This is a genomic window from Rhodococcus sp. PSBB066 (assembly GCF_017068255.1).
GTDB lineage: Bacteria > Actinomycetota > Actinomycetes > Mycobacteriales > Mycobacteriaceae > Rhodococcus > Rhodococcus aetherivorans.
Genome location: NZ_CP070859.1, coordinates 3,639,511 through 3,654,393 on the forward strand (window position 1 = coordinate 3,639,511; position 14,883 = coordinate 3,654,393).

Sequence of the window (14,883 nt, forward strand, 5' to 3'; positions counted from 1 at the left end):
CCACCCCTGCGGGTGCCGCGCCCACCGCTGGGGTCGGTATCGGCACCGGGGTCTGCGGACGACCGTGGAAGCAGCACAGTCCACCGGTCGTCAGGAGTACCCCCGTGTTGCACGAAAGCCCGGTCGCCCAAGAACATTTCGCTGCCCCGCAGCCCGCCGGCGCGTTCCCGCTCTCGGCGGCCCAGCGCGGGATCTGGTTCGCACAGCACCTGGCCGGCGCCACGCCCGTCAACATCGCCCAGTACGTCGACATCGCCGGGGACCTCGACCTCGACGCCCTCGAAGGTGCCGCCCGTGCCGTCGGACGCGAGTTCGGCACCGGCTTCCTGCGCATCGTCGAGGAGGACGGCCACCCGTTCCAGACGGTCGTGCACACCGGCGAGCGGCTGACGGTGGTCGATCTGCGGGGCGAGGCCGATCCCGTGGCCGCGGCCCGCGAATGGATGGAGCGCGACTACACCGCCCCGGTCGACATGTGCACCGACCGGCTCGCCGTCACCGCCGTGCTCCGCATCGCCGAGGACCGCTGGTTCTGGTACGCCCGGATCCACCACATCGCCCTCGACGGCGTCGGCGCGATGACCCTCGTCGCGCGCACCGCCGAGCTCTACACCGCCACCGTCACCGGAACCGCGGTGCACACGCCGCGCACCGCCGCGCTGCCCGACATCGTCGCCGCGGACGAGACCTACCGCCGCTCCCCGCGGTTCGAGGCCGACCGTGCGTACTGGACCGAGCACCTGGCCGGGCTGAGCGATCCCGTGTCGCTGGCCGGCCGGGCCGCCCCCGCCGACGCGCACCCGCTGCTGGTCGGCGCGGAGCTGCCCGCCGACACCGAGCAGGCCCTGCGCGACGCCGCGGCCCGGCGCGGGTCGAGCCTCGCACCGCTGGTGGTCGCCGCGTTCGGCACCTACCTCGCCCGGATGACCGGCCACGACGAGGTGATGCTCAGCCTGCCCGTCTCGGCCCGCACCACCGCCACGCTGCGCCGCTCCGGGGGCATGCTCGCCAACGTGGTGCCGCTGCGGTTGCGCACCGACGCCGCCACCGTCGCCGCCGTGATCGCCGCGGCGGAACTCGAGCTGACCGGGGCACTGCGCCGCCAGCGGTACCGGCAGGAGGACATCGCCCGCGACCTCGGTCTCACCGGCGATCACGCCGCCGGGTTCGGCCCCTCGGTCAACCTCATGCTGTTCGACCACCGGGTCCGGCTCGGCGCGCTCACCGGGCGGGTCCACGTGCTCACCTCCGGGCTCATCGAGGACCTGTTCGTCAACCTCTATCCGGGCGGCCACAGCACGCACCTCGACTTCCAGGCCAACCCCAACCTGTACGACCGGGACGAGCTCGCCGCGCACCACCGGCGGTTCCTCGCGTTCCTGCACCGTTTCGCCACCGCCGCACCCGACCGGCGTCTCGCCGACCTGGACCTGCTCGGCGACGACGAGCGCGCCGCCCTCGTCCCGGCCCGCGGCGCCGATCCGGTGCCGCCCCGCACCCTGGCCGACCTGCTCACCGCCGGGGCGGCCCTCGACCCCGGCGCCGTCGCGGTGATCGACGGTGCGCGCACCGTGACCTACTCCGACCTGGACGCCGCCACCGACCGGCTCGCCCGGCTGCTGCTCGCCCGCGGCGCCGGCCCGGAGACCACGGTGGCGCTGGCGCTGTCGCGGTCCGTCGAATCGGTGCAGGCCGTGTGGGCCGTCGCCAAGACGGGAGCCGCGTTCGTGCCCGTCGACCCCGGTCACCCCCGGGCCCGGCTCGAGCACGTCCTGCGCGACAGCGGCGCCCGCATCGGCCTGACCGTCGCCGCGCACCGGGACGGACTGCCCGACGACACCGACTGGATCGCCCTGGACGACCCCGCGACCGTCGCCGCGGTCACGGCGGCGGACGCCGGCCCGGTCACCGACGCGGAGCGGGGAATCCCGCTGCGGCCCGAGCACGCCGCCTACGTCGTCTACACCTCCGGTTCCACCGGCACCCCCAAGGGGGTCGTCGTCACCCATGCCGGCCTGGCGAACCTCGCCGACGACGCCCGCGCGCGTCTGGCCGTCGCCGCCGGCTCGCGCGCCACCCACCTGTACTCGCCGGCCTTCGACTCCTCGATCGAGGAGCTGCTGGTGACCTTCACCGCCGGCGCCACCCTGGTGGTGGTGCCGCCGCAGGCCTATGGCGGCACCGAGCTCGCCGAGGTTCTCCGCGCCGGACGAGTCACCCACCTCGACGCGACCCCGGCCGTGCTCGCCACCCTCGACCCCGACGACCACCCCGAGATCGGCACGGTCGTCGTCGGTGGCGACGCCTGCCCGCCCGACCTGGCCGATCGGTGGTCGGTGGGCCGGGCGTTCCTCAACGCGTACGGCCCCACCGAGGCCACCGTCACCGCCACCTTCGCGGCTCCGCACCACCGCGGCGACCGGGTCGGGGTCGGCACCCCGATCCGCGGCATGCGCGCCCTCGTCCTGGACCGCCGGCTGCAGCCCGTGCCCGCAGGGGTCACCGGCGAGCTGTACCTGGCCGGCGCCGGGATCGCCCGCGGCTATCTCGGCCGCCCCGACCTGACCGCCGCCCGCTTCGTGGCCGACCCGTACGCGCCCGGAGAACGCATGTACCGCACCGGTGACCTGGTGCGCTGGCGCGGTGCGTCCTTTGGGCTGCCAGGGGAGCCCGAAGGACACACCGGCGGCGCAGCCGCCGCGCTCGAGTTCGCCGGCCGCACCGATCACCAGGTCAAGATCCGGGGGTTCCGCGTCGAACTCGGCGAGGTCGACGCCGCGCTGCTCCGGCACCACACCGTTGCCCGGGCCGTCACCGTCGGCGCCACCACGCCCGCCGGCGCGACCGTCCTCGCCGCCTACGTCGTCGGGCACGCCGGCGCCGCCGTCGACGTCGACGCCCTGCGCGGCGAACTCGCCGACACCCTGCCCGCCTACCTCGTGCCCGCGGCGATCACCGTGCTGCCCGAACTGCCGCTCACCCCCGTCGGGAAGATCGACCGCGCCGCGTTGCCCGCCCCGGACTTCGGCACCCCCACCGCCGGCCGCGCCCCCGAGGGCGCCCGCGAGGAAGTGATCGCCGCCCTGTTCACCCAGGTGCTCGGCGTGGAACGAGTCGGCGCCGACGACAGTTTCTTCGCCCTCGGCGGCGACAGCATCGTCGCGATCACCCTCGTCTCCCGCGCCCGCGCCGCCGGACTGCGGTTCACCGCGCGCGACGTCTTCGAGCGCCGCACCGTCGCCGCTCTGGCCGCCGTCGCGGTGGCGGACACCGGAGCCGGCGCAGTCCTTGCCGAACTCCCCGGCGGCGGCACCGGTCCGGTCGACACCACCCCGATCGTCGCCGAACTGCTGGCCGGCGGCGGGCCCGTCGACCGGTACGGGCAGGCCGTGCTGATCCGGCTGCCCGAGCATCCCGACCCGGCGCACCTGGCCGGGGCCGTGCAGGCGCTGCTCGATCGGCACGACGCGCTGCGGATGCGGCTGACCGCTGCCCGCACGCTCGAGGTGCTCCCCGTCGGCGCGGTCGCCGCCGACGCGGTGCTGCGCCGCGCCGCCGTCGACGAGCCACGCGGCGCCGCCGCGGCCGCGCTGGAGGCCGCGGCGGACCGACTCGATCCGGCCGCCGGGATCGTCGCGCAGTTCGAGTGGCTGGCCTCGCCCGACGGCCGCGACGACCTGCTCGTGGCCGTCGTCCACCACCTCGCCGTGGACGCGGTGTCCTGGCGCATCCTGCTGCCCGACCTGGCCGCCGCCTACACCGACCTCGCCGGCGGTGCCGCGCCCGCCCTCGCCCCGGTCGGCACGTCGCTGCGCCGGTGGGCGCACGGCCTGACCGAGGCCGACCGCAGCGACGAACTGCCGTTGTGGGAGCGGATTCTCGCGACGCCCGACCCGGCACTGGGGGAGCGGCCGTTCGATCCGGCGCGCGACACCGTCGCCACCTCCGCCCGGCTGCGCGTGCACGTGCCCGCCGAGGTCACCGACGCCGTGCTGACCGCCGTGCCCCAGCGCTTCCACTGCGGCACCGCCGAGGCGTTGCTCGCCGCGCTCGGCCTGGCGGCCGAGCGGTGGCGCCGCAACCGCGGCCGCACCGCCCCCGCGACGCTCGTCGGCGTCGAGGGCCACGGCCGCGAGGAGGCGGCGGTCCCCGGAGCCGACCTGTCCCGCACCGTCGGATGGTTCACCACCGTGCACCCCCTCGACGTGGACCTCACCGGCATCGACGTCGACGACGCCTTCGGTGGCGGTGCCGCGGCGGGCGCGGCGATCCGGTCGGTCAAGGAACGGCTCGCCGCCGTTCCCGACCACGGCATCGGCTACGGCCTGCTCCGGTACGTCGCCGGCACCCTGCCCGCGCATCCGGCCCCGCAGATCGCGTTCAACTTCCTCGGCCGCATCGACACCACGGTCGAGGGACCGTGGCTGCCGCTCGGCACCGCCGCCACCCGCGAACCGCAGATGCCGCTGCCCGCGGTGCTCGACATCGACGCCGCCGTCGAGGCCGACGGCCTCGCCGCCACCTTCACCTACGCGACCGGCCTGCTCGACGAGGACGCCGTCGACGAGTTCGCGCAGCTGTGGGTGGCCGCGCTCGCCGCGCTCGCCTGGCACGTCGGCGACCCGGCCGCCGGCGGTCACAGCCCCTCCGACTTCCCGCTGGTCGCCGTCGACCAGGACCGGATCGACGCGTGGGAGCGCGACCGCGGAGGCCTGGCCGACGTGTGGCCGCTGTCCCCGCTGCAGGCCGGGCTGCTGTTCCACACCGGGTACGCCGCCACCGACGCCCCCGACGACTACACCGTGCAGACCGTGCTCGAACTCGCCGGCACCGTGGACCCCGCCCGGCTCCGCGCCGCGGCGCAGTCCGTGGTCGACCGGCACGACAGCCTGCGGGCCGCCTTCCGCGACACGGCCGCCGGCCCGCTCCAGGTCGTGCTCCGCACGGCCGACGTGACCTGGCGGGAAACCGATCTGCGCGGCCGTGCCGACACCGACGGCGAGCTGGCGCGCATCCTCGACGCGGACCGCGCCGACCGGTTCGACCTGGCCGCCGCGCCGCTGCTGCGCGTCCACCTGGTCCGCACCGCCGCCGACCGGTACCGGCTGCTGCTGACCAACCACCACCTCGTCCTCGACGGCTGGTCCACCCCGCTGCTCGTCGCCGAACTGCTCACCGCCTACGCGGCGGGCGCGGCGGTGCCCGGACCGGCGCCGTCGTTCCGGGACCACCTGGCCTGGCTCGCCGGCCGGGACCTCGTCGCCGCGCGGACCGCGTGGGCCCGCGCCCTGGACGGCATCGACGCCCCCACCCTCGTCGCCCCGCACGACGACCCCGCCGACACCGGCGGCGCCGCCCACACCGTCGCGCTGAGCGCCGAAACCGCCGCCGCCCTCGACGCTGCCACCCGCGCCCACGACGTCACCCTCGCCACCGTCGTGCAGGCGGCGTGGGCGCTGACCCTGGCCGAGCTCACCGGCCGCACCGACGTGGTGTTCGGCTCCACCGTCTCCGGCCGCCCGCCCGAGCTGCCCGGCGTGGACGCCGTGCTCGGCCTGTTCGTCAACACCGTGCCGGTGCGGGTGCGCCTGCAGCCCACCGACACCGGCGCCGACCTGCTGCGCCGCCTCCAGGCCGAACAGGCGGCGCTGCTCGAGCACCAGCACCTCGGGCTCGCCGAGATCCACCGGGCGGCCGGCGTCACCGAACTGTTCGACACCCTCGCCGTCGTCGAGTCCTACCCGCTCGACCGCGACGCCCTGTCCGCGACCGCCGACGGCGCCGGAATGCGGGTCCTCGGCGTCACCGGCGCCGAAGCCACCCCGTACCCCGTGAGCCTGATCGTCGAGCCGGGCGCCCGGCCGGAGCTGAGCGTGCGCTACCGCCCCGCCTCGGTCGGTGACGGCGTCGCGCGCCGCATCCTCGAGCGGTGCGCGGAGCTGCTCGGTGCGCTCGCCCGGACCCCGGACCGCCGCATCGCCGCGCTCGGCGCCCCCGGCGTCGACGCCCCATTCGTGCCGGCCCGCGACCGGGCCGTCACCCTCGCCGACATCCTCGCCGGCACCGCCACCCGTCACCCGGATGCGGTCGCCGTCGTCGCCGGCACCGCCGAGCTCACCTACCGCGAACTCGACGACCGGGCCGCCGCCCTGGCGGGGCTGCTCGCCGCGCACGGCGCCGGACCCGGCACGCTGGTCGCGCTCGCGCTGACCCGCTCGCTCGAATCGGTCCTCGCCGTGTGGGCGGTCGCGAAGACCGGCGCCGCGTTCGTCCCCGTCGACCCGCGCCACCCCCTGGACCGGATCGAGCACATGCTCACCGATTCCGGCGCCCGCCTCGGCGTCACCGTCACCGCCCACCGGGACCGGCTGCCCGGCTCCGCGACGACGTGGCTGGTGCTCGACGATCCCGCGACCGCCCGCCGCACCCCGGCCGGCCCCGCGGTGCCGTCACCGGCCCGGCTCGACGACCCGGCCTACCTGATCTACACCTCCGGCTCGACCGGGACGCCGAAGGCCGTCACGGTCACCCACCGGGGCCTCGGCAACCTGGTCGACGCACTGCTCGCCGTGCTGGAGCCGACCCCGTCGGCACGGGTCGCGCACGTGGCGTCGCCGAGCTTCGACGCGTCCGTGTTCGAACAGCTCGCCGCGTTCGCCGCCGGCGCCCGGCTCGTCGTCGTACCCCCGACGGTCGTCGGCGGCGACGAACTGACCGACCGGCTCGCCGACGCGGGCGTCACCCACCTCGTCCTCACCCCCGCGGTGCTGGCCACCCTCGACCCGGCCGCCGCGCACACCGTGCGGGTCGTCGGTGTCTGCGGTGAGGCCGTCCCCACCGACCTGGTGCGCCGGTGGGCGCCCGGCCGCACGATGTTCAACCTCTACGGCCCCACCGAGACCACCATCTGGGCCACCGTCGCCCCCCTCACCGCCGATGCGCCCGTCACCCTCGGCGCCGGTGTGCCCGGCACCGAAACCGAAGTCCTCGACGGCTGGCTGCGGCCGGTGCCGCTCGGCACCGCCGGAGAGCTGTACCTGGCCGGTCCCGGGCTGGCGCGCGGCTACCACGGCCGTCCGCAGCTGACCGCGAGCCGGTTCGTCGCGCATCCCGGACGGCCCGGGGAGCGCATGTACCGCACCGGTGACCTCGTGCGCTGGACCCGCGCCGCCGACGGCGGCCCGGTGCTGGAATACCTGGGCCGCACCGACTTCCAGGTCAAGGTGCGCGGCATCCGCGTCGAGCTCGGGGAGGTCGACGCGGCCCTCGCCGCCGTCGCCGACGTGGACTTCGCGGCCACGCTCGGCCGTCCCGGTCCCACCGGCTCGGCCGTCCTCGTCTCCTACGTGCGGCCCGTGCCGGGCCGCGGGCTGGACCCGGACCGGCTGCGGGACCGGCTCGGCGAACAGCTGCCCGCCCATCTCGTGCCCGCCGCGGTCGTCGTCCTCGACGAGGTTCCGCTCACCCCGGTCGGCAAGCTGGACCGGACGGCGCTGCCGGAGCCGGACTTCGGCCGCAGCCGGCGCCCGGCCCGCGCACCGCGTGGACCGGTCGAGACCGCCGCCGCCGCCGCCTTCGCCGACGTCCTCGGCCTGGACGGGCTCGGCGCCGACGACTCGTTCTTCGACCTGGGCGGCAACTCCCTCGACGCGACCCGGGTGATCGCCCGCATCAACGCCACCGCGGGCTCCGCCCTGGCGGTGCGCGATCTGTTCGAGGCGCCCACCCCCGCGGCGCTGGCCACCCGCGCCGCGGGCCGCACCGGTGCCGCCGTCGCACTCGGGCGACGGGAGCGGCCGGCCCGCCTGCCCCTCGGCCCGGCGCAGCACCGGATGTGGGTGCTCAACCAGCTCGACCCCGCGTCCGGCGTCTACAACATCCCGGTGGCGCTGCGCCTGCGGGGCCGGCTCGACATCGCCCCGCTCGCCGCCGCCTTCGGCGACCTGACCGCCCGGCACGAGAGCCTGCGCACCGTGTTCCCCGCCGACGCGGAGGGCCCCCGCCAGGTGATCGTCGACGCGGCGCCCACCGGTCCGGACTTTGTCGACGTCCCCGCGGACGCCGTGCATGCCGCCGTGGCGGGCTTCGCCGGGGCCGGCTTCGACCTGACCGTGGACCTGCCGGTGCGGGCCCGGGTGCTGCGCCTGGGCGCGGAGGAGCACGTGCTGGTGCTGGTGCTGCACCACATCGCCGCGGACGGGGTGTCGGTGGCGCCGCTGGCCCGGGACCTGATCGCCGCGTACGCCGCCCGGACCGCGGGTGCGGCCCCGGCGTGGGCGCCGCTGCCGGTGCAGTACGCCGACTACACGCTGTGGCAACGCGAGGTGCTCGGCGAGCCCGACGACCCCGACTCGACCACCGCCCGGCAACTGGACTTCTGGACCCGCACCCTGGCCGGCCTGCCGGATCGGGTCGTCCTGCCCACCGACCGGCCCGGACCCGCGGTGCAGTCCGGCGCGAGCGCCGACGTCGCCTTCACCGTGGACGCCGGCGTCCACGCCGCGCTGCGCCGCCTCGCCCGCGCCGAGAACGCCACCGTGTTCATGACCCTGCACGCCGCGCTCGTCGCGCTGCTGTCCCGTCTCGGCGCCGGCGACGACATCGCGGTGGGCACCGCGGTGGCCGGCCGCGGCGCCGCCGAACTCGACGACCTGGTCGGGATGTTCGTCAACACCGTGGTCCTGCGCACCGCGGTGCGGCCCGACGCCACGTTCGCCGACCTGGTGGCGCAGGTGCGCGAGGCCGACCTGGCCGCGTTCGCCCACGCCGACGTCGCCTTCGATCAGGTGGTCGAGGCGGTGCGCCCGGCCCGGTCCACCGCGCACCACCCGCTGTTCCAGGTCTCCCTCGCGCTGGCCGACTTCGCGGCACCCACCCTCGAGATCGACGGGCTCGAGATCGCCGTCGAGGACGTCGAGCGTGGCTCCTCGCAGTTCGACCTCGGGCTCGAGCTGCGCGAACACACCGGCGACGACGGCCGGCCCGCCGGGCTGGACGCCACCCTCACCTACGCCACCGACCTGTTCGACGAGGCCACCGCGCGCACGATCGCCGCGCGGTTCGTGCGGCTCCTCACCGCCGTCACCACCGACCCGGCCGTGCCCGTCGGGGACGTGGATCTGCTCGACGCCGCCGAGTCCGCCGCCCTGCACGCGACGGCGGGTCCCGCCGGTGTCGGGCCGTGGCTGCTGCCCACGCTGCTCGGGGCCGCCGCCGCGGCGCACCCCGAGCGCCCGGCCGTGCGTGCCGACGGCACCACCTGGACCTACCGGGAACTCGATGCCGCCGCCGGCCGGCTCGCCCGCCTGCTCGTCGCCGCCGGGGTGGGCCCGGACGTGCGCGTGGCCCTCGCGCTGCCCCGCTCGGCGGAGTCGGTGCTCGCCGTGTGGGCGGTCGCCAAGGCCGGCGGCGCCTTCGTGCCCGTCGACCCGGCGTATCCGGCCGAGCGCATCGCGCACATGCTCGGCGACTGCGGTGCCACGCTCGGGCTGACCACGACCGCGCACCGGTCCGCGCTGCCCGGCGCGCTCACCTGGCTCGAGCTCGACGACCCGGCGCTGCGGGCCGCATCCGCCGCCGAATCCGCCGCGCCGTTGACCGACGCGGACCGGACCCGGCCGCTGCATCCCGACCACGCCGCCTACCTGATCTACACCTCCGGCTCGACCGGCACCCCGAAGGCCGTCACGGTCACCCACCGCGGGTTGGCGAACATCGTTCGCGCCCAGGATGATTCGCTCGCGGTCGGACCGGACGCGCGGGTCCTCGGCTTCGCCTCGCCGAGCTTCGACGCGGCGATCTTCGAACAACTGGCCGCGTTCGGCTCCGGGGGCTGCCTGGTGTCGGTTCCGGCCGGCGTCGTCGGCGGCGCCGAACTCGCCACGCTGCTCGATGCCGAGCAGGTGACGCACATGGTCCTCACGCCGTCGGTGCTCTCGACGCTGGAGCCGGCGGCATTGACGTCGGTCGAGGTGCTGGCGGTGGCCGGGGAGGCGGTCGGAGCCGAGTTGGTCGAGCGGTTCGCCGGGGGGCGGACGATGCTGAACCTGTACGGGCCGACGGAGGCGACGATCTGGGCGACGGCGGGACCGCTGGCGCCGGGACGGGCGGTGACGATCGGATCGGCCGTGCGCGGAGTGACGCCGCTGGTGCTCGACGGGCGGTTGCGGCCGGCCCCGGTGGGCGTGGTGGGGGAGTTGTACCTGGCCGGGGACGGGCTGGCGCGGGGCTATCACGGGCGGGCGGGGTTGACCGCGGGCCGGTTCGTGGCGCATCCGCAGGTCCCGGGGGCGCGGATGTATCGCACCGGCGACCTGGTGCGGTGGGTGCGGGCCGGGGGCCGGCTCGAACTCGAGTACCTCGGCCGGGGTGATCATCAGGTCAAGGTCCGCGGGATGCGGGTCGAGGTCGGGGAGATCGACGCGGTGCTGGCCGGGTTGTCGCAGGTGGACTATGCGGTGACGGTGGGCCGGACCGGTCCGGCCGGGTCGCCGGTGCTGGTGTCGTACGTGCTGGCGGCGCCGGGCTGCGAGCTCGAGGCCGAGCCACTGCGGGCGCAGGTGGCCGAGCTGCTGCCCGCCCATCTCGTGCCGGCGGCGGTCGTCGTGCTCGACGCGGTGCCGCTGACCCCGGTGGGCAAGCTGGACCGGGCGGCGCTGCCCGAGCCGGTGTTCGCGGCCGGCTCGGGGCGCGCTCCGCGCACACCGACGGAGGAGGCGGTGGTCGCCGCGTTCACGCAGGTGCTCGGCCTCGCGCAGGTCGGGATCGACGATTCGTTCTTCGACCTGGGCGGCAACTCCCTCGACGCCACCCGCGTCGTCGCCCGCCTGAACTCCGCGGGCTCCGCCCTGGCGGTGCGCGACCTGTTCGAGGCGCCCACCCCCGCGGGGCTCGCCGTGCGGCTGCTCGAGCGTCCCGCCCCGCGGATCGCCCTCACGGCCCGGCCCCGGCCGGCCCGCGTGCCCCTCGGCCCGGCGCAGCAGCGCATGTGGGTGCTCAACCAGCTCGACCCCACCTCCGCGGCGTACAACATCCCGGTGGCGCTGCGCCTGTCCGGGCCCCTCGACGCCGCGGCCCTGACCACGGCATGGCGGGACGTGACCGACCGGCACGAGAGCCTGCGCACCGTGTTCCCCGCCGACGCGGAAGGCCCGCACCAGGTGGCCGTCGACGCCGGCGTCCCCCTCGACCTCACCGAGGCACCTGCCGACGTGTATGCCGCCGTGGCGGGCTTCGCCGGGGCCGGCTTCGACCTGACCGTGGACCTGCCGGTGCGGGCCCGGGTGCTGCGTCTGGGCGCGGAGGAGCACGTGCTGGTGCTGGTGCTGCACCACATTGCCGCGGACGGGGTGTCGGTGGCGCCGCTGGCCCGGGACCTGATCGCCGCGTACGCCGCCCGCACCGCGGGTGCGGCCCCGGCGTGGGCGCCGCTGCCGGTGCAGTACGCCGACTACACGCTGTGGCAGCGCGACATCCTCGGCGACGAGACCGATCCGCAATCGACGGCCGCGCAACAGCGCGAATTCTGGGTGGAGACCCTCGCCGGGCTCCCGGACCGCATCACCCTGCCCACCGACCGGCCGCGCCCGGCCGTGCAGTCCATGGCGAGCGCCGACGTGGACCTCGCCGTCGACGCCGACGTGCACGCCCGGCTGCGGGCCGTCGCCGCCACCGAACACGCCACGATGTTCATGACCCTGCACGCCGCGCTCGCGGCGCTGCTGTCCCGCCTCGGCGCCGGCGACGACATCGCGGTGGGCACCGCGGTGGCCGGCCGCGGCGCCGCCGAACTCGACGACCTGGTCGGGATGTTCGTCAACACCGTGGTCCTGCGCACCCCGGTGCGGCCGGACGTCGCCTTCGCCGACCTGGTGGCGCAGGTGCGCGAGGCCGACCTGGCCGCGTTCGCCCACGCCGACCTGCCGTTCGATCAGGTGGTCGAGGCGGTGCGCCCGGCCCGGTCCACCGCGCACCACCCGCTGTTCCAGGTCTCGCTCGCGCTGGCGAACTTCGAGGAGCCGGAGCTCGAGGTCGCGGGCCTGCGCATCGAGCTGCAGGACGTCGCCCACGAGGCCTCACCCTTCGACCTGAGCCTGACACTGCGCGAACGCACGACCGCCGACGGCGAACCCGCCGGTCTCGAGGTGACGCTCGGTTACGCCACCGACCTGTTCGACGACGGCACCGCGCGGACCCTCGCCGCCCGCTTCGGCCGGCTGCTGACGGCGGTCGCCGAGAACCCGCACGCCGCGATCGGCGACGTCGACCTGCTCGACGCGCAGGAGGCCGACGACCTGCGCACCAGCGCGGGCCCGCAGCCCGTCACCCCGGTGACCCTGCCCGAGCTGCTGCACGCCGCCGCGGCCGCGCGACCCGACGCCGTCGCCGTGGTCACCGACGACCGGCAGGTCACCTATCGCGAGCTCGACGCCCGCGCGGCGCTGCTCGCCGACGCGCTCACCGCGCGCGGCGCCGGTCCCGGCACCCTCGTCGCCCTGGCACTGACCCGATCGTTCGAATCGGTGCTCGCGGTCTGGGCGGTCGCACGGACCGGAGCGGCGTTCGTGCCCGTCGACCCGCGGCACCCGCAGGAACGGATCGAGTACATGCTCGCCGATTCCGGGGCCGTCCTGGGCGTCACCGTGACCGCGCACCACGACCGCCTGCCCGGCTCGGTCGGGTGGCTGGTGCTCGACGGCCCGGACGCCGACACGCGTCTCGCACTCGTCCCGCAGCGGCCGCGCGCCGCGGCCGTGCACGTGGACGATCCCGCCTACCTGATCTACACGTCCGGCTCGACCGGCACCCCGAAGGCGGTCGCCGTCACCCACCGCGGACTGGGCAACCTCGTCGCCGCGCAGCGGGAAACCCTGGCGCTGACCGCGCAGGCCCGGATCGCGCACATCGCCTCGCCGAGCTTCGACGCCGCGGTGTTCGAACAGCTCGCCGCGTTCGCGGTCGGCGCGCGGCTCGTGGTCGTACCGCCCACGGTGGTCGGCGGCGCCGAACTCGCCGACCGGCTTCGCGCGGCCCAGGTCAGCCACCTCGTCGTCACCCCCGCCGCGTTGTCGACGCTGGAGCCGGCGGCATTGACGTCGGTCGAGGTGCTGGCGGTGGCCGGGGAGGCGGTCGGAGCCGAGTTGGTCGAGCGGTTCGCCGGGGGGCGGACGATGCTGAACCTGTACGGGCCGACGGAGGCGACGATCTGGGCGACGGCGGGACCGCTGGCGCCGGGACGGGCGGTGACGATCGGATCGGCCGTGCGCGGAGTGACGCCGCTGGTGCTCGACGGGCGGTTGCGGCCGGCCCCGGTGGGCGTGGTGGGGGAGCTGTACCTGGCCGGGGACGGGCTGGCGCGGGGCTATCACGGGCGGGCGGGGTTGACCGCGGGCCGGTTCGTGGCGCATCCGCAGGTCCCGGGGGCGCGGATGTATCGCACCGGCGACCTGGTGCGGTGGGTGCGGGCCGGGGGCCGGCTCGAACTCGAGTACCTCGGCCGGGGTGATCATCAGGTCAAGGTCCGCGGGATGCGGGTCGAGGTCGGGGAGATCGACGCGGTGCTGGCCGGGTTGTCGCAGGTGGACTATGCGGTGACGGTGGGCCGGACCGGTCCGGCCGGGTCGCCGGTGCTGGTGTCGTACGTGCTGGCGGCGCCGGGCTGCGAGCTCGAGGCCGAGCCACTGCGGGCGCAGGTGGCCGAGCTGCTGCCCGCCCATCTCGTGCCGGCGGCGGTCGTCGTGCTCGACGCGGTGCCGCTGACCCCGGTGGGCAAGCTGGACCGGGCGGCGCTGCCCGAGCCGGTGTTCGCGGCCGGCTCGGGGCGCGCTCCGCGCACACCGACGGAGGAGGCGGTGGTCGCCGCGTTCGCGCAGGTGCTCGGCCTCGCGCAGGTCGGGATCGACGATTCGTTCTTCGACCTGGGCGGCAACTCCCTCGACGCCACCCGGGTCTGCGATCGGCTCGGCGCCGCCCTCGGGACCACCGTGCCGGTGATCCAGCTGTTCTCGGCGCCCACCCCGGTGGCCCTGGCCGCCCGCATCGAGGCCGCGGACACCGCCGGGCAGCCGGACTCACCGTTCGCGGTGCGGCTGCCGCTGCGCACCGAGGGCGACGGCGCCCCGCTGTTCTGCGTGCATCCGGCGGCCGGACTGGCCTGGTGCTACGCCGGGCTCGCCGCGCAACTCGCCCCCGGACGGCCGGTGTACGGACTGCAGTCCCCGCATCTCGAAGGCCTCGAGGACGCCCCGGAAACGATCGCCGCGTACGCCGAGCGATACGTCGACGAGATCCGCGCGGTCCAACCCAGCGGCCCGTACCACCTGCTCGGCTGGTCCCTCGGCGGATTCATCGCCCACGCCGTCGCCGCGCGGCTGCGCGAGACCGGCGAGGAGGTGGCGCTGCTCGCGCTGCTCGACGCGGACCTGATCGCCCGCGACGTTGCCGCGCCGGAACCGCTGACGGTCGGCGAACTCGTCGCCACCCTCGGTTCGTCGCTGGGCCTGCCCGACGCCGATCCGGCGCTGACGGCGGCCGAGGCCGCCGCGCTGATCCGGACCCACACCGGGGCCCCCGTCGACGCCGGTCACCTCGACCGGATGACCGCCGCCTACAACGGCTCGGCATCGCTGCTCGCCGGGTACCGGCCGCCGCTCTACGACGGCGATCTCGTCTTCGTCACCGCGACGGCCGACAAGACGCACCATGCCGGGGGCTTCGCCGGCTGGGGGCCCTACGTCACCGGCGCGATGCACAACCACCTGCTCGACGTCGAGCACGACCGGATGACCGCACCCGACGCGGTGCCCGCCCTGGCCGCGGTGCTCGATCGGCACCTCGGCGACGACCGGTACCTCGCCGCGTCCTGATCCCGCAGTCCACCCCTTC

Annotated in this window: 1 protein-coding gene; it reads left to right on the forward strand. The window is 76.1% G+C overall.

What is annotated here, in order from left to right; genetic code table 11:
• The first annotated feature begins 104 nt into the window (after positions 1-104).
• Positions 105-14,864: a non-ribosomal peptide synthetase gene (locus JYA75_RS16650; RefSeq protein WP_239010460.1), complete on the forward strand. Its 14,760-nt coding sequence runs from the start codon at positions 105-107 to the stop codon at positions 14,862-14,864.
• Positions 14,865-14,883 lie beyond the last annotated feature (19 nt).